17 protein-coding genes and 1 pseudogene are annotated in these 20,298 nt (G+C 59.8%); 10 read left to right on the top strand and 8 right to left on the bottom strand.

Going from position 1 to position 20,298, the window contains the following annotated elements; translation table 11 throughout:
- Positions 1-98: 98 nt before the first annotated feature.
- Complete coding sequence (locus ACVW0R_RS04250) at positions 99-830, top strand: protein-L-isoaspartate(D-aspartate) O-methyltransferase (protein ID WP_083759154.1); 732 nt, start codon at positions 99-101, stop codon at positions 828-830.
- Here the strand turns inward: ACVW0R_RS04250 and ACVW0R_RS04245 are convergent.
- Positions 827-1,579 (bottom strand): glycerophosphodiester phosphodiesterase, encoded by a 753-nt coding sequence (locus ACVW0R_RS04245; protein WP_011429793.1) that lies wholly within the window; start codon positions 1,577-1,579, stop codon positions 827-829. The genes ACVW0R_RS04250 and ACVW0R_RS04245 overlap by 4 nt on opposite strands.
- On the opposite strand from ACVW0R_RS04245, the gene ACVW0R_RS04240 reads away from it, so the two are divergent.
- A complete protein-coding gene (locus ACVW0R_RS04240; protein ID WP_011429792.1) occupies positions 1,578-1,763 on the top strand; it encodes a hypothetical protein in 186 nt (61 codons plus the stop codon). The two genes, ACVW0R_RS04245 and ACVW0R_RS04240, sit on opposite strands and share 2 nt — an antisense overlap.
- Here ACVW0R_RS04240 and ACVW0R_RS04235 read toward each other — a convergent pair.
- The 5 genes from ACVW0R_RS04235 to ACVW0R_RS04215 form a co-directional block, all read right to left on the bottom strand.
- The gene (locus tag ACVW0R_RS04235) at positions 1,760-2,293 is read right to left on the bottom strand and encodes a peroxiredoxin (RefSeq protein WP_011429791.1); all 534 of its coding nucleotides are present in this window, start codon (positions 2,291-2,293) and stop codon (positions 1,760-1,762) included. The genes ACVW0R_RS04240 and ACVW0R_RS04235 overlap by 4 nt on opposite strands.
- 77 nt (positions 2,294-2,370) lie before the next feature.
- Positions 2,371-2,901, bottom strand: a complete 531-nt coding sequence (locus tag ACVW0R_RS04230) for a GNAT family N-acetyltransferase (RefSeq protein WP_041438176.1) — start codon at positions 2,899-2,901, stop codon at positions 2,371-2,373.
- A 311-nt stretch (positions 2,902-3,212) separates the two neighbouring features.
- On the bottom strand, positions 3,213-3,359 hold the full coding sequence (locus ACVW0R_RS04225; RefSeq protein WP_011429789.1) for a hypothetical protein: 147 nt from the start codon (positions 3,357-3,359) through the stop codon (positions 3,213-3,215).
- An 808-nt stretch (positions 3,360-4,167) separates the two neighbouring features.
- On the bottom strand, positions 4,168-4,884 hold the full coding sequence (locus ACVW0R_RS04220; RefSeq protein ID WP_099812307.1) for a precorrin-2 C(20)-methyltransferase: 717 nt from the start codon (positions 4,882-4,884) through the stop codon (positions 4,168-4,170).
- Positions 4,885-4,904: 20 nt separating this feature from the next.
- Complete coding sequence (locus ACVW0R_RS04215; RefSeq protein ID WP_255322534.1) at positions 4,905-5,321, bottom strand: STAS domain-containing protein; 417 nt, start codon at positions 5,319-5,321, stop codon at positions 4,905-4,907.
- A 225-nt stretch (positions 5,322-5,546) separates the two neighbouring features.
- Between ACVW0R_RS04215 and ACVW0R_RS04210 the strand changes: the two genes are divergently transcribed.
- The 4 genes and pseudogenes from ACVW0R_RS04210 to ACVW0R_RS04195 form a co-directional block, all read left to right on the top strand.
- Positions 5,547-10,445, top strand: a complete 4,899-nt coding sequence (locus ACVW0R_RS04210; protein ID WP_457501699.1) for a translocation/assembly module TamB domain-containing protein — start codon at positions 5,547-5,549, stop codon at positions 10,443-10,445.
- Positions 10,446-10,750: 305 nt separating this feature from the next.
- Complete coding sequence (locus ACVW0R_RS04205) at positions 10,751-11,044, top strand: nucleotidyltransferase family protein (protein WP_011429785.1); 294 nt, start codon at positions 10,751-10,753, stop codon at positions 11,042-11,044.
- Complete coding sequence (locus ACVW0R_RS04200; protein ID WP_011429784.1) at positions 11,034-11,387, top strand: HepT-like ribonuclease domain-containing protein; 354 nt, start codon at positions 11,034-11,036, stop codon at positions 11,385-11,387. The genes ACVW0R_RS04205 and ACVW0R_RS04200 overlap by 11 nt, the downstream gene beginning before the upstream one ends.
- Positions 11,388-11,671: 284 nt before the next feature.
- Positions 11,672-11,890: pseudogene (locus ACVW0R_RS04195) on the top strand (nucleotidyltransferase family protein); the annotation flags it as partial.
- 35 nt (positions 11,891-11,925) lie between these two features.
- Here the strand turns inward: ACVW0R_RS04195 and ACVW0R_RS04190 are convergent.
- Positions 11,926-12,228 carry a Mo-dependent nitrogenase C-terminal domain-containing protein gene (locus tag ACVW0R_RS04190; RefSeq protein WP_011429783.1) on the bottom strand — a complete coding sequence of 101 codons (303 nt, stop codon included), beginning with the start codon at positions 12,226-12,228 and terminating at the stop codon, positions 11,926-11,928.
- Positions 12,229-12,821: 593 nt separating this feature from the next.
- On the opposite strand from ACVW0R_RS04190, the gene bchB reads away from it, so the two are divergent.
- A complete protein-coding gene (gene bchB / locus ACVW0R_RS04185) occupies positions 12,822-14,354 on the top strand; it encodes a ferredoxin:protochlorophyllide reductase (ATP-dependent) subunit B (protein ID WP_099812309.1) in 1,533 nt (510 codons plus the stop codon).
- Here the strand turns inward: bchB and ACVW0R_RS04180 are convergent.
- Positions 14,320-15,276, bottom strand: coding sequence for a tocopherol cyclase family protein (locus tag ACVW0R_RS04180; RefSeq protein WP_099812310.1), 957 nt, complete (start codon positions 15,274-15,276; stop codon positions 14,320-14,322). The genes bchB and ACVW0R_RS04180 overlap by 35 nt on opposite strands.
- Before the next feature lie 204 nt (positions 15,277-15,480).
- Between ACVW0R_RS04180 and ACVW0R_RS04175 the strand changes: the two genes are divergently transcribed.
- From ACVW0R_RS04175 to ACVW0R_RS04165, 3 genes are all read left to right on the top strand, one after another.
- The gene (locus tag ACVW0R_RS04175) at positions 15,481-16,791 is read left to right on the top strand and encodes a CmpA/NrtA family ABC transporter substrate-binding protein (RefSeq protein WP_457501698.1); all 1,311 of its coding nucleotides are present in this window, start codon (positions 15,481-15,483) and stop codon (positions 16,789-16,791) included.
- A gap of 467 nt (positions 16,792-17,258) precedes the next feature.
- On the top strand, positions 17,259-18,086 hold the full coding sequence (ntrB, locus tag ACVW0R_RS04170) for a nitrate ABC transporter permease (protein ID WP_099834626.1): 828 nt from the start codon (positions 17,259-17,261) through the stop codon (positions 18,084-18,086).
- A 159-nt stretch (positions 18,087-18,245) separates the two neighbouring features.
- Entirely contained in the window at positions 18,246-20,243 is a 1,998-nt protein-coding gene (locus ACVW0R_RS04165) for a nitrate ABC transporter ATP-binding protein (RefSeq protein WP_457501697.1), read from the top strand.
- The last annotated feature ends 55 nt before the right edge of the window (positions 20,244-20,298 follow it).

The raw sequence follows: 20,298 nt of genomic DNA, 5'->3' as shown, positions 1-20,298 counted from the left end.
TTGGAAAGTAGGCCAGGATCGAGTTGAGGGATCCCAAGTGACGGCGCAGCGTTCCCGGAAAATCCCGGCAAGCTGTTAGCTTTGGAGGTTGTGCGCCAATGGTAAAGTTGTTCTCGTCTCTTTTTAAGAGGACTTCTGACTCCTTGGCTGGGATCCCGGCTGCCGAGTTGGGCGCTCCTCAGTCCTGTGCCGGCGATAGTGGCATGGATCCCTGGGCTGGCCAACGGGAGCGGATGGTGAGGGAGCAGATCTTGCAGCGAGGGATCCGCGATCCCCGGGTGCTGGAGGCAATGCGCAAGGTGCCGCGCCACCTTTTCGTTCCCCCGGAGCTGCGGGAGCGCGCCTACAGGGATTGCCCGCTGCCCATTGGCTACGGCCAGACGATTTCTCAGCCCTATATTGTCGCCTTTATGACTGAGGCGGCCCGCCTCACCCCTGAGTCGGTGGTGCTGGAAATCGGCACCGGATCCGGCTATCAGGCGGCCATTTTGGCCGAGCTGGCCCGGCAAGTATATAGCCTGGAGCGGCTGGCTCCCTTGGCCGCCCGCGCTCAGCAAACCCTGGCCTCCTTGGGCTACCGCAACGTGGAGGTGCGCCAGGGAGATGGCTATCAGGGTTGGCCGGAACACGCCCCCTACGACGCCATCGTGGTGACGGCAGCCCCCCCAACCCTGCCGACGCTGCTGCTGGATCAACTGGCGGTGGGAGGTACCCTGGTGGTGCCGGTGGGCGAAAGCCAGGGATTCCAATCCTTGCTGATCCTCCACAAAACCCCGGAGGGGGTGGTGCAAAAGGGGGCCTTCCCAGTGCAATTTGTGCCCATGGTTTAGTCTTCTGCGGCCAGCCAGAGCTGGCGGCGAATTTGCAGCGCCAACTGAGGGTGGTCGGTGATCAGCCCCCGCACCGGCGGCTCCTCCCCAGACGGGCGCAAACAGAAGGCCATGATCTCCGGATCGTTGACCGTCCAGACGTAGAGCGGGATCCTGGCTTGGGCCGCCGCCGCCAAAAACGGCAGGTCCAGCCAAGAGTAATGGGGGGCGAGAAAATCCGCTCCCACCTCGCGGCAGTAGGTCAAGAGGGATCCCTTCTCTCCCTCCGGCTGCGCCTCCACCAACAGGCCAACCTGGGGGGCAGCCCCTCCCAGAAGGGCTTTCACCCGTTGCGCCACCTGGGGCAAAAAAGAGGTGATCACACACTCTGCAGGGGTCAAGAGCTTGCCGATGAGGGCGAGGATCTGTTCTTCGTAGCCCGCCTCTTTCAGCTCGATATCGAGGGCAATCCTGCCCCTGACGTGGAGCAGCGCTTCTTCCAAGCTGGGGATCGTGGGCTTGCGGGCGCGGATCTCCGCCCAAGTGAGCGCCGCCAGCGGCTGCCCCTCCAGCTCGGCATCGTGAAAAACCAGCGGGATCCCGTCGCGGCTGCGGCGCACGTCCAGCTCGATCCCGTCGGCCCCGCCTTCGATGGCCGCCGCAAAAGCGGCCAGGGTATTCTCCTCGGCGTGGGTGTGATCCCCGCGGTGGGCGACAATCCGGGTGGGAAAGCGATAGTCTGGAGGAGTTGAAATAATCTCTCTAGCCATGGACACAGCTGCAATTGCCGCCTTCAAAGAGCGCATCAAGCGCATTCGCGAGCGCCGGCCCACCTTGGTCAAGCTTTTGGAAAAGCCAGACCTGGGCAGCTTGCGGGTCGATGTCAATCAAGCCTTGGAGGAGATCGACGAGCTGCTGCAGGAGTTCGAGCAGACCTTTGGCCCCCAGGACTAGCCAGCCTGGGCGAGCTCTTGCAGTTGGGCCAAGACCTCGGCACTGTGCCGAGAGGGGTTGACAATCGGGTCGATGGCCCGCAGGATCCCCTCAGGATCGATCAAAAAAGTGTTGCGCAGGGCCATCTCCCCCGTCCAGGAGCCGTAGGCGCGGCTAACCGTGCCCTCAGGATCCGAAAGCAGAGGAAATTGCAGCCCCTCTGCCGAGCAAAACCGTCGGTGCGAGTCCACCGAGTCGGCGCTCACGCCCACAATCTCCGCTCCCAGCGTCCGAAACTTGGGCAGATCCTGCTGGAAGCGCCGCGCCTCGATGGTACACCCGGCAGTGAAGTCGCGGGGATAGAAGTAGAGCACCACCCACTTGCCGCGAAAATCCGCCAGCCGCCGCACCTGGCCCGACTGATCCGGCAGCTCAAATTCCGGCGCCGGCGCCCCGATCTGCGGCAGGGGGGTGGTGCCCCACTGGGCCAAAGCGGGCTGAACCCCTGCCCAGCTCACCAGCAAAGCCGTAAACAACCCCACAAGGCCCAACCAGCGCCAGCTCCTGCCCCCTTCCTCGATAACCACTGCAACACCTCTCCAGCTTTCTAGCTCTAGTTTACATAACTTCACGGCAGCCACTTGCAGAGCAAAAGCTGGGGTGGGATCCCCAGCCAATGCCAAAGTTGAGAGGTGCGCTGGATGGGAGTGTAGCGCAGTTGGGCGTAGAGCTGCCGGGCGGCCAGATTGTCTTCCACCACGTGCAGATACAACTGGTGATAGCCCCAACCTTGCACCACTCCTTCGGCGCTGAGCAAAAGCTGCCGCGCGATCCCGCGCCGCCGCCAAGGGGGCAACACCGCCAAGTTGGCCAGATAGGGATACTTCCCATGGGCCATCGCCCGCAAGGAGATCTCGGCAGTGGCCACCACCTCGCATCCCACCGCAGCCGCCAGGCAGCAGTAGTGCGGATCCCTGGCCGCCAGCTTGAGGCGCAAATCCTCGCGGATGCCCAACTTGTGAATCGGGTGGAGCCAGCGCTGCAGACCCAAGGGCGGGTAAAAGACCTGGGCGAGAACCTCCGCCACGGGCTCCAAATCACCTAGCGTGACGGGATAGACCACGAGGGAGGGCAACACAGAGGAAAACAGGGCGTTCAAGCATCTGTTGCAAGCGTCCTTGCTATTTTCGCAGAGAAGCGGCAAGCAGCTCGCAGCCAACAAGAAGTGGCGGCAACCCCACCGGCACCGCCACTGAACCGACAAAACTTGAGTGGAGGGGAAACCACCCACCCCCATGCACGTCACCTGCATCCAAACTTAGCTGTCTCTTCACTTATTCGATTGTTCTGAGCTCACCCCCCTCTGCTCAATTGACGGGGAGAGTAGAACAGCCACCTGACGAACCAACTTTTGAAGCTCTGCTCCCGAGGGTTGAAGTGCCAAAACCTGACCCGCTCTCGCACTGTGCCCTACAGCTCCCCAGCATAGCGAGCTGAGCCTTTGGCGCGATAGACATCATCGGTAATGGGCTGGTAACCTACTTCAACCAGATCAGACTTGGCAGGCGTGAACACGCGGATAACTGCTCTAGCAATTTTCGAGAGAAAGGCAAGCATAAAAACCTCCTCCAAGCGAGCGTGAAACTATGAACTGGGCGAACCCAAAATTGCTAAAGCCCGCAGCCCTTGCTCTACTGAGCAGAGTCCTGATTCGCCAGAGTCTGCAGGGGGGAGCACCTGAACCCGACCGAGCATCGGTTTTCCACCTCTTCCTTGATCCTAAACGGAGACTCGAAATAGCAGGCCGGCATCCCTTAAACGGGTAAGACCGCTCGCCATCTTGCCATCTCACCAGAGGTAAACGACCCCTTATCGTTGCAGCGGCTGACCTCAACAGACCCGACCGCTATTTGATTTAGCTCCCATGTCCCTTCTTCGGAAGAAAACCTGTCGTAGGTGCCAGGTGCTCCTCTGGGCAAGACAACCGCTTGCTATAGAAACCTGCCGGCGCAACGGATCGGAAGTTTGCACGAGATTGGATCAAAACGTTGACCGACAGGAAGCTTTGAGCTTGGGCAGATTGCAGGCTGGTGTCTCGCCTTTGAGATGAAGCTGAGATATTATCCTCCTTGCTTGAATCACTACATTTCTAATCTAGCTTGGGTCAAATCCCTCTACAATGGCTGGCAACCGTTCTTAACAGTCTAGGTCATTTCTTTAATCGTTCTTCCCATATTTCTTCAACATAGGTCTCCAGTAGATCTTGCAGTCGGATCCTCTGCCCTTTTCCAGAAGAAAGGTCTACTTTTTAGAAACTTTCCAGAAAGCAGGGGGGCTGGATCCCCAGCTCAGCCGAGGATTTGACCGAGACCACTCGACCCGGCCTCGGTGGGCCTCCCCCTTCAGGCGGGTGTCGGGGAGAACTTCAATTCCGGGGCCGAGAGCGCAGGATCAGCAGGGAAAAGTAGGGGGGGCGATAGTCGGCCAATCCTTCTAGGGTGGGGAAGAGAGCTTGCTGGGGCCAACCGGCCCAAACCACCAAGCTGGCCTGCTGTAGCCAACCTCTTGCCGCTAGCCACTGCCAAACCTGAGGATAGACGGGGGCCACTTTCATCAGCACAACCACGTCGGCCCAGGTGCAGGCCTTCTCCAGCTCCGTCAGGGCAAAAAGAGCAGGCAAAATCGCCAATTTCTCGGAGCCGAGCGCCAAAGGGGATCCCAGAGCGGCAGCGGCGGCAAGAGGAGAGCACACCCCCGGTATGGCCTGGATGGGCAAGTCGGGGATCCGCTGCCGCAGGGCTTGGGACAGGTAGGCAAAGGTGCTGTAGAGGCCCACATCCCCTTCGCAGACAAAGGCCACATCTTCTCCCCGCTCCAGAGGCGGGGCCAGTTGCTCGGCAGCCGCTTGCCAGGCCGCCTGCAGCAGCTCGACTTGGGTAACAAAGGGCAGATGCAGCGGCAACAGGGTTTGTTCCGGTCGCAGCCAAGGGCGCACGATTTGGTAAGCTAGGCCCGGCTGGCCGGCGGCGTTCTGGGGGCAGGCCACCCACCTGACGGCGCCGAGGATGCGGGCTGCTTTGAGGGTGAGCCACTCGGGATCCCCGGCCCCGGCGCTAATGCCCCAAAAAGTCCCCAGGCCCATGGTGGAGCTTGTCCGCCAGCTCAGGAAGCTTGGCCGTCTGGCCCCTCAGGCCTTGCCTCGGCGGCGTCGGGGCGAGTGTCAGGCTCTGGACGTCCCCCACCTTCTGCGGCCAGATGATCGAGGGCCTCTTGGAGCGAGTTGCGCAAGGACAAAAACTTCTCTAGCCGCACCAGTTTCACCGTTTGGGTGATGCGGGGGTTGCTCACCACCTGAAAGATGCCCCCACGGCTCTGGGCCAGCTTGGCCAATTGCACCAGGGCACCGACGCCAGAGCTATCGATGAAGTCGATCCCCGTCAAATCCAGGATGAGATTGGGGGATCCCTCTTCTAGGTATTTGGTGACCACCTTAACGAAGACCGGCTCAGAAAAGGCATCCAGAAGGCCCGTCAGGTAAAAGACCTGGCAGTTCTCCAGCGCTTCGTGGCTGCCGCGCAAGCTGACCGTCAGAGACAGAGGTTCCGGAATGGCTTTTCTCCTTTTATCTATCTCGACAGAGGGTTGAGGCCCGATCTCGGGCGTGGAGATAGCTTAGCATCCCTACTCCCTTGGCGAGACGGTATTTTTCCGCGGGCAGGGGATTGCGGCTGGGGGCAGGGATCCCTGCTTTTTGGCCCCTCGTGGCAAGGCGGGAGTCCTTGGGTAGGATGGGGGCAGTTTTTGATGTTCCCCAAGGAGGCCGGCCTGCGGGCCAGACAGGGCTTCTCAAGTGGGGTGGTTGGGATCCCTGAGGGGCGAGCGTTGGGAGAGGATCGGCAGGAGCAAGAGGGGCAGCGGCGACGCTTTTCCCTTCCCCCCGGCACCTGGATGGGGGCGGGGCTGGGTTTGGGCTTGACGGCTGCCGCTTTTGGGGCTGCCTGGGGAATCGGGGCCTACTTTCAAGATCGGGTGCTGCCCCAGGTGGAAGCTACCCTCTCGCAGGCGATGCGCCGGCAGGTGGAATTGGGGGAGGTAAGGTTTGTAGCCCCTTGGCAGGTGAGGCTAGGGGAAAGCCACATCGAACATCTGGCCAGCATCGGCTCCATCGACCTCAGCCCCGACTTCTGGACCTGGCTGCAGACGGGGGAGTGGGTGCTCAATATTACCCTGAATCAGCCGCAACTGCTGCTGATGGAGACGCTGGATCGCGGCTGGGCAGACGTGCAGTTTCAACTGCCAGAAGGCGAGGGATCCCTGCCCTTGCAGGGGCTGAACATCCGTTTGCAGGGGGGATCCCTGACGGCTATTCCCTTAGTGGGAGAGCGGCGCCGGTTTGAGCAGTTGCAGGGCCAGGCGCAGGTGTGGCTGAGTGCCCCGCCGGGGGAGGAGGGAGGGGGTCGGGCCAGTTTCCAGCTCTCGGCGGCGCTGCGCTCTCTGGAGGGGGAAGGGGGCTACCCCCTGCAGCTCCGGGGGGTGGCGGATTTCGCCCAGGCTTCTGGCTCGGTGACGCTGGCCGCTCGGCGCCTGCCTTTGGAGCTGCTGCCCAGCGTCTTGCCGGCGGCGCCCTTGACTGAGGTGGAAGGGGAAGCCAGTCTGGATCTGCAAGTCCTCTGGGGAGGAGAACGCCCTTGGGAGTTGACGGGGCAAGCCCAGGTTCAGCAGGCGCGGCTGGGGCTGGAGAGGTTGCCCCATCCTTTTGAAGAGGTGAAGGGCTCCGTTCGCTTTACCCTAGAGGAGCTGGAACTGCAGGGGGTGAGCGGTCGTTTTGGCCAGCTTGCTTTTGAAGATCTCAACGGCTCCATTGTCTTCGGCGACAAGGAGGGATTGGATCTGCAAGCCGCTATTGCCCCGGCCAGCCTGCAGCAGATCCAGGAGACTTTCAACGTTGAGCTGCCGGCGGAAGGGGTGGTGGCGGGATCCCTGAGGGTCACCGGGCCGCTGAATGGGCCGCAGATCCAAGGGCAGTTGCGAGGGATCTCGCCGGGGCGGGTGGATCGCCTGCCGGTGCCGGAATATGCTTTTGGCTTCCGCTTGGCCGATCAAACCTTGGCCTTTGAGGAAATCGACCTGAAGGCCGCCGGCGGGCGGATCCAGGGATCCGGACAACTGCAATGGGCTGCCGGCTTAGCAGGCCGGTTCGATCTCCAGGTCACCGGGGCCGATGTAGAGCAGGTGCTGGCTCTCTACGACCTCAACCTGCCGCGGCGGGGCGAGCTGGGGCCGGTAAGTGCCCAGGTGCAGGTGGCGCTGGCGGGATCCCGGCCCCAGGTGGAGGCCACCTGGACAACCCAAGGAGGAGAGATTGCCGGCAGAGGACAGCTGCAGATCTTGCCCGAGGCCGAGGGGTGGGCGGTACAGGTGCCGCAGGCGGTGTTGGAGCTGGGCGGGGGCCGGGCCCAGGTGGCGGGGCGGTGGGCGGGAGGGCAAGTCCAAGCCCAAGTGGCTCCCCAGGATCTGCCGCTGGCCTTTTTTAACCCGCAGTGGCCGGGATCCCTCTCTGGTGAGCTGATGGCGCAGGTGGACACAGGGGAGGCGGCGGAGGTGGGTTTCCTGGCGGCGTTGCGGGCGCAAGGGTCGCTAGCCCTGTCCCAGCCTTTGGGAGAGAGGGGAGTGCAATGGGTTGACGGCATCCGCGGCCAGGTAGCTTGGGAAGGATCTGGCTTGCGTATCCAGCAGGCAGAGATCTTGGCCGACACCGCCCGCTTGGCCAGAGTAGAGGGAGAGATCCCGGTGGATCCCCAGACGCTGCAGGTGGGATCCCTGGACCTGAGCTTTGCCGCTGACGGGATCCCCCTGGCGGAAGTGCCCGGCCTGCCGCCACTGCTGCAGGGGGTGCTGCAGGGATCCGGGCAGATCCGCGGCTCTCCGGACAACCTGCAGGTGGCTGGCGAGGCGCAGTTGCGCGGCTTGCAGGTGGGGGAGGTGGCCTTTGCCGACTTGGCCGGGCCCTTTAGCTGGTCTGCCCAGGGGACGGCGGTGGAGCTAGTGGGGGCGCGGGAGCGGCTGGCGCTGCAGTTGGATCCCCAGTTTCGGCCTGTGCAATTCCAGGTGCGGCGGGGCGAGGCGGAAGTGCGCGGCCAACGCCAGCAAGATGAACTGCAGGTGACGGCAAGCCAGTTGCCGCTGGCTTTGCTGGGAGGGTTGGCTGCCGGGCCCTGGGCTGGCCTGGGCGGAACCCTCAATGGGGAGGTGGCGCTTGACCTGGCCAGTGGCGCCGCTCGAGGTCGAGCTGCGGTCGAGGGGCTGCGGCTAGGCGATCTCGCGGTGCAGGGCCTCTCAGTGGATTTCGATTATCGCCCCAGCGACGACTCCCGCCCCGCTCGCCTGACCCTTGCCCAAGCCCAACTGGAGCTGTTCGAGAGCCTCTACACCGCCAGCGGCACTTTGGAGCTGCCGGCAACCTCTCTCCAGGCTGCTTTGGATCCCACCTCGGAAGTCCCCATTCCCCAAATCGACCTGCAGATCAGCACCCGTCAAGGCCGCTTGGAAGATATCGTCTCTACTTTCAAGTGGCGGGAGTGGAGCGATATCACCAGCCGCGGTTTTCGGCTGCCACCTTTGGGCCCTGCCGCTGTGTTAGAGACAGAGCCGGTCGGCCTGCCCGGCTATCCGCTGCTGCAACAACTGGAGTACTACGCCCAGATCCTGGCCGCCCACCTGGGGGCCCTGGCCAGCCGTATGGATCCCCGCATCCCGCCGCCCACCAGCCTGCAGGGGGAATTTCAGGCCAGCGTCAGCCTGGTCGGCAACCTCAACCGGCCCAGCGTCAGCTTTCAGCTCGAGGGCCAGAATTGGCAGGCCCAGGAGTTCAGCATCGAGAGCCTCACCGCCAGCGGCAGCCTGGTCGAAGGGGCGGTGGTGCTGCAGCCGCTGCTGTTGCGCAGTGGCGAACGCCAGGCCCTGTTCTCTGGCAAGGTGGGCCTGGAGGAACAGTCGGGATCCCTGCAAATCCAAGCATTTCCTCTGGCTTTGCTGGATCGCTTCCTGCCGGACGAGCTGGAGCTGCAGGGAGATCTCAACCTGGATGTGGAACTGGCAGGCAACCTGCGGGATCCCCGGGCCCGCGGCTCCCTGACGGTGGTCAACGCCCAGATCAACCAGGTGCCGCTGCGGGAGGTGGGGGGACAATTTGACTACAACCAGGGTCAACTGCGCCTGGAGGGCGCCCTGCTGGCCAACGGCGACGAGCCGATCCGCCTTTCCGGCCTGGTGCCCTACACCCTGCCCTTTGCGGAGGTGCGGGCCGCATCGGATCAGATCGACCTCACCCTGCAAGCCGAGAATGGCGGCCTGCGCCTGATCAACCTCCTCACCGACCAGGTGCGCTGGGAAGGGGGCCAAAGCCAACTGGAGCTGGCCATCCGCGGCAGCTTGCGAGAGCCCAGCCTGCAGGGGAACCTCAGCCTTAGCTCCGGGATCCTCAAGTTGGCCGCCCTGCCGGAGCCCATCACCGACCTGACCGGCCAAATTTTCTTTAACCTCAACCAATTGGAGGTGCGGGAGCTGCAGGGCCAGTTGGGGGGCGGATCCCTCTTGGCCAACGGCTTTTTGCCCGTCAACTCCCGCGGCGCCCTGCAGATGGACGAGACCTCGCCACCCCTAACGCTGCAACTGCAAGGGATCCAGCTCACCCTGCCCAACCTCTACACAGGCCGCCTGCAGGGGGAGGTGGTGGTGGGCGGCCTGCTGCTGCGGCCTTTGCTCGAGGGGCGCCTGGAGGTCTCCCAAGGGATCGTAGATGCCAGCCCCCGCCCTGAAAAAGGGGAAGCGGCGGCAGCTCCCGCAGACTCGACTCAGGCGGATCCCTTTTGGCAGCCGCGGCTCAACGGCCTGGAGCTGGTTTTGGGGCCCGGGATCCGCGTGCAGCGGCCCAACCTGTTTGAATTCCACGCCAGCGGCAGCTTGCGCCTGTTCGGCACTCCCCAAGACCTGCGTCCGGCGGGCACCATCGCCCTGGAGCGAGGCCGTGTCAGCCTGCCCATTGCCAACTTTCGCCTGGATCGCTCCCGCCCCAACACCGCCACCTTTGACCTGGACAACCCCTTCGATCCTTTCTTAAACCTGCGCCTGGTGACCCAAGCCTTCGAGGTCTATCGCTTTCCCCAGGATCTGTCCCCCTTCGACACCAACCGCAACCTGCCGGGATCGCAGCAGAGCATCGAGATCTTTGCCAACGTCAACGGGCGGGCCAGCCAGCTTGCGGCTGCAGATCCCCGCAACGGCGTTCTGACCCTTTCCAGCAGCCCCAGCCGCTCCCCCCAAGAGATCGTCGCCCTGTTGGGGGGAACAGCTTTGGCCCAACTCAACCCCGAAGCAGGGGTGGCCGGGCTGGCGGGAACGGCTTTGCTTAACGATGTGTTGGAGACGCTGCGGGACACCCTCGGCTTGGATGAGGTTCGCCTCAGCCCCGTTCCCCAGGTCGATACCCGTGCCCCCAGACGCTCCTCAGTCGGCCTGGCGCTGGAGGTGGCCCGCGATCTGGGGCCGGCTACTTCCATCTCGGTGCAGCGCAACCTGACGGATCCCTTTCAGCCCACCCGCTACAGCGCCCGCTACCGCCTCAACGACCAAACCCTCACCCGTGCCACCACCGACCTCGAGGGCAACAACGTCCTTTCCCTGGAGTTCGAGACCCGCTTCTGACGGGATCCGCTCTGGCCAGACTACGGTTTGTTACATCGTTATTGCTACGCAACGCTGTCGCGAATGCGTCGGCGGCGCAGAGCGCTTGGGTAGTGGCGAGGATCCCTTGGAGAGTGTCTTATATCTGGTTTAAAGTGGCCATAGTTTCTCAACGGCTTTTGGACGGCCAGGGATCCCTTGAACCCGACTTCCTAAAGATAGCTAGAATAAACACCTGCCTGTGTGAGCCTGGAAGATCAAAACAAGCGGCCAACCTGTGTTCCCACTTGGAGAGTTGACAAGTGAATGATCCAATCTGACCAGCCATGAGGAAACAACAAGTATTGCAATTGCTCGGCGAGCAATTTGCCGAGATTCAAAAGCAATTTGGTGTGCGGCGACTGGCCCTGTTTGGCTCAACTGCTCGTGGCGAGGATCAAGCCGGCAGCGACATCGATATCCTAGTTGAATTTATTGGTAAAGCCGACTCCAAGCGTTACTTCGGTCTGCTCTTCTACTTGGAAGACAAACTTGGATGCCCCCTAGACCTTGTGACCGACAAGGCTCTACGCCCCGAACTTCGTCCATTGATAGAAAAAGAAGCAATCTATGTCCCGTGAATGGCGTTTCTACCTAGATGATATGATTGAATTTGCCAAGCGAGTCCTTGAATACACAGAGGGGTACACTCAAGAAGACTTTGAACGGGATCGCCGAACCTATGATGCGACCTTGAGAAACATCGAGTTGATTGGTGAGGCAGCCACTCACATTCCTGCAGAAGTCCGTAACCAGAACGAAAATATTCCTTGGCGACAACTCATTGCCACTCGTAACCGTATCATTCATGCTTATCTTGCTCTAGACAACGACGTTTTGTGGAGTATCATCCAAAGTGACATGCCCCAACTGCTTGACAATTTACAGAAACTAAAGCGTAGTCTCTCCGATTCTCCCTGCTAACCCTAACTTCAGGAGCAACGCCGCCGTTTTCATCCAGTTGGAAACCCCCTCTGACGGGATCCACTCTGGCCAGACTACGGCTTGTTACATCGTTATTGCTACGCAACACTGTCGCGAACGCGCCGGCGGCGCAGAGCGCTTGGGTAGTGGCGAGGATCCCTTGGAGAGTGTCTTATATCTGGTTTAAAGTGGCCATAGTTTCTCAACGGCTTTTGGACGGCCAGGGATCCCTTGAACCCGACTTCCTAAAGATAGCTAGAATAAACACCCGCCGTGTGCGGTGACTGGCCCTGTTTGGCTCAACTGCTCGTGGCGAGGATCAAGCCGGCAGCGACATCGATATCCTAGTTAAATTCATTGGTAAAGTCGAATCCAAGCGTTACTTCAATCTGCTCTTCTACTTGGAAGACAAACTTGGATGCCCCCTCGACCTTGTGGCCGACAAGGCTCTACGCCCCAAACTCCGTCCACTGATGAAAAAAGAAGCAATCTATGTTCCGTGAATACATGTGGAGTATCATCCAAACCGAAAGTCGATCTAGAGGTAGCGGCTGATGTCTTCTCCCTGTTCTGCCAAAAACGACAAAGCCCGGAAGCGCAGCCCTACTACTTGATCGTAGAAGGGGTTGAGCTTGCACATCGGTGGAATGTGCATCAGTTTGTGGCCAAACAACACCACATCTCGCTCGAAAGGACAGCGGGCCGGGATCCACCGACACAAAAAGTGGGCCAAGCGGGGATCCTGAACTTCAATGCTGTCAATTGCCGCTCGAATCGGTTGCAAGGGCGCCTGCAGCCAGTTGCGCAGGCAAGCCGCAGACTTAAGATATGTGACAGTCATGGAATCCATCTGCTCCTGAGGGGCTTTGCGATCACGTTGCCAAGAAATCGTGGTAGAGCCCATGGCCTTTCACCTCAACACCTCAAAGGGTGTTCGCTTTCTCCAGCAGCCACGCCCTTCTGCCCGGGTCTTTGCCCAGGTTTGTATCCAGGGAAACAGAAGAGCCTCTCTCCAGACTCAGTCTGCCTTGGCTGGCCAAAAACTTGCCTGGGTAACCCAAAATCTCTGCTCAAGTTTGTAGAGGTACACATTTTGTATTCAAAAGTTAATCTGTAACGAAAGCTACGGAAATTGGGTTCTTCGCCGGCAAGCTGCCAAGCGGAGTCCAGGGCTGCTACCCCTATTTCCAGCATGGAACAGGCCTTGAAGTCAGGGTAGAGGGATCCCCGTAATTGTCGCTGTCTTGAAAGGGCCGTTTTGCTTTTGATCGATGATGTTTACAATCGCCGTGGCCGGGAGTTACGGAGGATAACGGCCAAGGGATCCCGGCTGCCGGGCGTTCTACAATGCCAGAAGAGATTTGCAGCGGGTGAGAAGTCGGCGGCGGATTGGGATCCCGGCTCTTGCCTCGGTTTTCATTTGAGAGGCTGTCCATGAAATTGGCCTATTGGATGTACGCTGGCCCCGCCCACATCGGCACGCTGCGGGTGGCCAGTTCTTTCAAAAACGTTCACAGCATCATGCACGCTCCCCTGGGGGACGACTATTTCAACGTGATGCGTTCCATGCTGGAGCGGGAGCGGGACTTTACCCCGGTAACCACCAGCGTCGTTGATCGGCAGGTGTTGGCGCGGGGATCGGACGAGAAGGTGATTCGCAACATCGTCCGCAAAGACGGCGAGGAGCAGCCTGATCTCATTGTGGTTACCCCCACCTGCACCTCCAGCATTTTGCAGGAGGATCTGCATCACTTTGTGCGGCAGGCGCAGTTGTCCAGCCGCTGTGACGTGCTGCTGGCCGATGTCAACCACTATCGGGTCAACGAGTTGCAGGCCGCCGAGCGCACCCTGCACCAGATTGTGGAGTTCTATATCAACAAAGCCCGCAAAAGTGGGGAGTTGAGCGGCCCGCCCCGGAGGACGGAGCGTCCTTCCTACAACATCCTCGGCATCTCCAGCCTGGGCTTTCACCATGCCCACGATCTGCGGGAGTTGAAAAAGCTGCTCCAGGATCTGGGGATCGAGCTCAATTTGGTGATCCCGCAGGGGGCCAGCGTCCACGATCTCAAGCACCTGGGGCGGGCCTGGTTTAACGTGGTGCCCTACCGGGAACTGGGGCCGATGACGGCTCGCTACCTGCAGGAGCAGTTTGGCACACCTTATGTGGAGATCACCCCCATGGGGGTGGTGGAAACAGCCCGCTTCATCCGCCAGATCCAGCAGGTTCTCAACGAGCAAGGGATCCCGGTGGACTACGAGCCCTACATCCAGGAGCAGACCCTCTACGTTTCCCAGGCGGCTTGGTTCTCCCGCTCCATCGATTGCCAAAATCTGACCGGCAAAAAAGCCGTGGTCTTTGGGGATTGCACCCATGCGGCAGCCATCACCAAGATCCTGGCCCGCGAGATGGGGGTTCATGTGGTCTGGGCGGGCAGCTATTGCACCTACGATGGCGAGTGGTTCCAGGCAGAGGTGGGCGGGTATTGCGATCAGGTGCTGCTGACCGAAGATCACACCCGCGTAGCCGATGCCATTGCCCAGGTGGAGCCTGCCGCCATCTTCGGCACCCAGATGGAGCGGCATGTGGGCAAGCGGCTGCGGATCCCTTGTGGGGTAATCTCGGCGCCCATGCACGTGCAAGATTTTCCCATCGGCTACCGGCCCTTTTTGGGGTATGAGGGCGCCAACCAAATTGTGGACCTAATCTACAACTCCTTTACCCTGGGCATGGAGGATCACCTGCTGGAGGTCTTCGGCGGCCACGACACCAAAGAAGTGATCCACAAGAGCCTGAGCGCCGATTCCGATCTCATCTGGACGCGAGAAGCCCAGGCGGAGCTGAACAAAGTGCCCGGCTTTGTGCGCGGCAAGGTGAAACGCAACACCGAAAAATTTGCCCGCGAGCGTGGCCTGACCGAGATCACCCTAGAGGTTATGTATGCGGCCAAGGAGGCTCTCGGGGCTTGACGGGATCCATCCCAGGGGATGGCAGGTCTGGCCAGCCGATCCACAAATGGAACTCCTGTACAACGCCGCGCACCTGCCAGGATCCCCAGGGATCCACCTGCCAGGTTAGCCGAGCTTGGCCGGGCCGCCACTCCAAAAAAGGCTGGGATCCCCCGCCGTGCAGGCTGATCAGGGCGACTTCTTCGGGGCGGGTGAGCACCTGCCGCTCGGCTCCGGCGCAGGTGAGGCTGAGGCCGGAATGGTTGGGAAAGGCGTTGCACTGGATCCAAAACCAGCGGCGAGGGAAGCTTTGTCCCCAGTTTTTTTCGGCGTAGGCGGGGGCCTGCTCGAATTCGAAGCGCCTGCCCCGCCACTCCACCCAGCCGCTGGCCAGGCCGTGGCTCATCAGGATCTGCCAGCCCGGCTCGAAGATGGGCAGATAAGACCAGGCTCCCATGGTGGCCCGCGGCGGGATCCCGTAGGCAGAGCAGAGTTGAATGCGATAGAGCCAGCGGATGGCCTCGCCTCTGACAGGATCTGGCAGGATCCCCTGGTTGAGGTGGGCGGTGTATTGGTAGCCGCTGGCGGTGCGCTGGAAGAAGGTGAAGGGATCCTGAAGGCCGCGACAGCCGGGGCCTGGGATCCCTGAGTGCCCCAAGGCCAGATGGGTTGAGCTGGCCCAAAAGCGGCGGGGATTGGGGAAGGTGCGCCAATGCAACTCCTCCTCCGGCCCCAACACCTGAGCCATGCCCCCTCGCTTGGGATCGATGGCGTACATGAAGGCAAAGCTGATGGGCGGATCCCCGGGCAAGGTGACGCGGCTGTACCAGCCCTCGAAAAACGGCTCGGCACAGCCATCCCAGTGATAGCCGGCATGGGGCAGGGATCCCCAATCTGTTGAGTTGTTTTGCCCAGAGCAAGCCGCCGTTAGAGGAAACGCCATTGAGACCTAAGCCATCGCAACAATGATAAGCGGAAGTCTATGCTTACCAAAATAATAATTGTATTGTTTCTATATTTATTTGCCCTTAGGATATCAACCAAGCTGAGATTTAAGGATTTCTTGAGATTTCACGAAGGAAATCCATGGGTCAGGCGACTTGAACTGGAAAGCTTCCTTCTTGCCTTCACATATCCTTTCGATGAGGTGAGCATGACGTCACGTCGTAACTTTTTGCTGTCTGCGGGTGCGGCCACCGTGGGTGGACTCGTGAGTGGCAGCTTAGCACGGGCCAGCACAGGCTACTGGGTTGCCCAGGCCAGCGGCCCAGAAACCCCCAATCTCAGGTTAGGCTTTATACCGATTGTGGAGTCTGCCCCCCTGATCATCGCCAAGGAAAAGGGCTTTTTCGACAAGCATGGCATGACCGGTGTAGAGGTTTTGAAGCAGGCCAGTTGGCCGGCAGCCCGTGACAATGTGGTCATCGGCTCAGCGGGTGGGGGAATCGACGGTGGCCAGTGGCAGATGCCGATGCCTCACATGATCCACATTGGCGCCATCACCAACAATCAGCCGGTGCGCATGGCAGTTCTGTGTCAGTTGATCACCCAAGGCAACGGGATTGCCATTGCCGGAATGCATGCTGGCAAGGGTTTGGGGCTGGATATCTCGGGAGCCGCGGATTACATCAAAAACTTCAGCGCCAGCAACAAACGCAAATTCAAGGCCGCTCATACCTTCCCCAACGTCAATCAAGATTTTTGGATCCGTTACTGGTTTGCTGCTGGGGGGGTAGATCCGGATCAAGACATCGACCTGTTGGCGGTTCCCTCTGCCGAAACGGTGCAGGGAATGCGCAATGGCACCATGGATGCTTTTAGCACCGGGGATCCCTGGCCCTACCGGATTGTGGCCGATGGGATCGGCTTTATGGCGGCCCTCACCCAGCAGATCTGGCCTTTTCACCCCGAAGAATACTTGGCCATTCGCGCCGACTGGGTGGAGCAAAACCCCAGAGCCACACAAGCAGTTTTGATGGCTGTGATGGAAGCGCAGCAATGGTGCGACGATCCGGCCAACCGTGAAGAGCTGGCGCGCATCCTTTCGGGGCGCGCTTATCTGAATGTGCCGGTCGAGGTTCTCACGCCTCCCTTCCAGGGCAAGTACGAATTGGGAGATGGCAAGCCGGCTGTTCAAGATTTCAACGCCGGGCCTCTGTACTGGGAAGATGGGCGGGGCAGCGTCTCTTATCCCTACAAGAGCCATGACCTGTGGTTCTTGACCGAATCGCTGCGTTGGGGCTTCCACGCTCGCTTCCTCAAGGATTTGGATACTGCCCGCCGTCTGGTGGATGAGGTGAACCGCGAAGATCTCTGGCGGGAGGCTGCCCAAGCGCTGGGAGTGAAGAATATTCCCAACAACACTTCGCGGGGAACGGAGCGTTTCTTCGATGGTGTGGTGTTTGACCCCCAGGATCCCCAGGCCTACTTGAACAGCCTGAAAATCAAGAGGGCCTAGTCTCGGCTCAGGTCAACACAGACGTGTTTCTTGTGTAGCAGAAATCCTGCCCATTCGCGGGATCCCATCGAGTTAAAAAAGGCTGGGCCGAGCTTTCTGCTCACATCGGGTTGATAGAGACTGTCAGCCTTGCGCCTTTTGAATGGTTCTGAACACTATGTTGAGGATCGGCCATGTTAGCTCTGCTGCACGTTCCGCGAGAACACTCCAGGGATCCCTGCTTCGAGAGACCAGCCAAGCTTTACTGGGACAGGCTCATCCTTTCAATGGCAATGGGGGCGCTGATTTTGCTGATTGCTGTGAGAGTTTTGTCGAGTTTGCAGTCCCTGTGCTTGCCCGTCCAAGGAAAAGGCAAAGCTGATCCAAGTTCATGCTCTGATTCCAGAACTTTGTAGAACCCCTCAGTCGAGGTGTTTCGAAGGCGCAGAAACAGAGAACTTTGTAAAACTCTATCCTCTCTAGGAGCCATGACGACGACACTTTCTTCTCCGGCAAAGCCCTCGACAACCAAGTTCGACTTTGCCAAGTATCGAGATCAGATCCTCCCTCCCGTGGTTGGCATTGTGGGATTTTTGTTGATTTGGCAACTTTTGTCCGGCGCCAACCTGATTCGGCTGCCGGGGCCCTGGGATGTGTGGATGGATGAGCGCAGCCGCTACCTAATCCTGCATCCTCTGTACCGCAATAGCGACCTCGACCAAGGGCTGCTGCGCCAAACTTTGGCCAGCCTGCAAAGGGTGGTCATCGGCTACTGCAGTGCCGCTTTGGTGGGCATTGCCCTAGGGATCTTGGTGGGCAGCAGCATGTGGATCAACCGCGCTTTGGATCCCATCTTCCAGTTTTTGCGCATGGTGGCTCCCTTGGCTTGGGTGCCCATCTCCTTGGCTGCTTTGCAGCGCAATGAGCCGGCTGCTTTGTTTGTTATTTTCATCACCTCTATCTGGCCCATTTTGATCAACACGGCGGTGGGGGTGAGGCAGATCCCGGAAGACTACATCAACGTTTCTAGAGTGCTGAGGCTTTCTAAAGTTGACTTCTTTTTTAAGGTGCTGCTGCCCTCTGCTTTGCCCTACATGTTCACAGGTTTGCGGGTTGGCATTGGCCTATCCTGGCTGGCGATTATTGCTGCAGAAATTGTCATGTCCGGCGTGCCAGGGATCGGCTTTTTCATCTGGGATGCCTACCAGCAGAACTACGTGACTGAGATCATCGTTGCTGTCATCTACATTGGGGCGGTGGGCTTGCTTTTGGATCGACTGGTGGCTGCCCTGCAAAACAAAATAGCCAATCGCTAGCCTCGTTTGCAGATCTTTTCACTGCATGTCCATCCAATTGAGTTGGGATCCCTCTTACATTGTCTTTGAGTGTTAGCCCCAATCAGCTCTTCAAAAAGAGTAGAACTGAGGTCTGGGATCCGAGTTGCTGAGCAATATCTACAGGTGGGGAGGTCTTCTGTGTCTGTATTGGTCAGTGTAGAGCAAGTGGAAAAAGCGTTTGGTCTGCCTGGAGTCCAAGAATATCTAGCCCTCAAAGGGATCGATCTCCAAATTCACCGCGGGGAGTTTGTCTCCTTAATCGGCCACTCCGGCTGCGGCAAGTCCACCCTACTGAACATGGTGGCGGGGTTGTCTCTGCCTACCGGAGGGATCGTGGCTTTGGATGGACACACCATCACCGTTCCCGGCCCGGATCGCATGGTGGTGTTTCAGCATTACTCGCTTTTGCCTTGGCTAACGGTTCGACAAAACATTGCCCTGGCGGTAGACGCTGTGCTGAAAAACTACTCCCCGGCAGAGCGTCAGCAGATTGTCGAAGAACATATCGATCTGGTCGGCTTGCGGCAGGCGGCGGATAAGTTCCCGGCTCAACTGTCAGGGGGCATGAAGCAGCGGGTAGCCATCGCTCGCGCTTTGGCTGTGAGGCCCAAGGTGTTGTTGTTGGACGAGCCCTTTGGCGCTTTGGATGCCCTCACGCGCGGGAATTTGCAGGAGCAGTTGATGCGCATCTGCGAAGAACACCAGATGACCACCCTCATGGTCACCCACGACGTGGACGAAGCCGTCCTGCTCTCGGATCGGGTGGTGATGCTGACCAACGGGCCGGGATCCCGAATTGGCAACATTTTAACCATCGATATTCCCCGCCCCCGCCGCCGGTTGGAGGTAGTCAATCACCCCAGCTACTACAGCTATCGCAGCGAGATCATCTACTTTTTGAACCAGCAAAAACGGATCAAACAGTGGCGGGCCCGCCGCAGCACCGTGGTGGCCAGGCACGGTTTAGAAAAGATCAACTTGGAGATCGGCTTTGTGCCCCTGACCGCCTGCGCCCCGTTGGCGGTGGCCAAAGAAAAGGGGTTTTTTGCCAAACACGGCCTGGAAGAAGTCAATCTGGTGCGGGAAACCAGTTGGCGAGGGATCCAAGACGGCATCCAGGGAGGTTACTTGGATGCGGCCCAAATGCCCGCCGGCATGCCGGTGTGGATGTCTCTGGGCGGCGGGGACAACCCACCCCAGCCGGTGGTGACTGCCCTCACCTTGACCCGCAACGGCAATGCCATTACCCTGCACAGGCGCTTCTACGAGCAAGGGATCCACACGCTGAGCCAGTTGAAGGCTTACATCCTGGATAGCCCCAGCCGTCGGCTGACCTTTGGGGTGGTGCATCCCAGCTCCATGCACAACTTGCTGCTGCGCTATTGGCTGGCAGCCGGCGGGATCCACCCGGATCACGATGTAGTGCTGAAAACCCTGCCACCGGCCCAGATGGTGGCCAACCTAACAGCCGGCAACATCGATGGCTACTGTGTGGGAGAGCCCTGGAATTTGCGGGCAGCCTTAGAGGGCAGTGGCTTTACGGTGGCTACGGATCTGGAGATTTGGCTGGGCCATCCCGGCAAAGTGTTGGGGGTGCGAGAAGATTGGGCCAGGGCCTACCCCAACACCCACATTGCCTTGGTGAAAGCGCTGCTGGAAGCCTGCCGCTACTGTGAAGACCCGGCCCATCACGACGAGATTCGCGAGCTGCTCAGCCGCCGCGCCTACCTGAGCACCGACCCATCCTACATTCACCTGGGGGATCCCCAGCGCCTGATCTGTGACCTAGACATGCCGATGCGGGAATATGCCCACCATCAGTTCTTTCTGGGCGCCGGCAACCGCCCCAGCCGCACCGAGCATCTGTGGATGATGACGCAAATGGCCCGCTGGGGGGATCTGCCCTTCCCCCGCAACTGGGTGGAGATCGTGGAGCGGGTGTGTCAGGTGGGGGTGTTCAGTACGGCGGCCCGCGAGCTGGGGCTGGATGTGTCTTACCAACGGCAGCCCATTCAATTGTTCGACGGGATCCCTTTCAATGGCGAGGATCCCTTGGCTTACCTCAACAGTTTGGCGATTAAGCACGACATTTACATAGCCGAGGTTGCTTTGGATCGTCGTCCTGTGTTGCTCTAGAGGTTCCCTTTGCAAAAGCACGTTCCCAGTTGTGAGAAAACGATGAATTGGAGCA

Source organism: Thermostichus sp. MS-CIW-15, assembly GCF_054060575.1.
The sequence above is the reverse complement of the archived record's forward strand: the minus strand, read 5'-3'. Positions and strand labels throughout refer to the sequence as shown.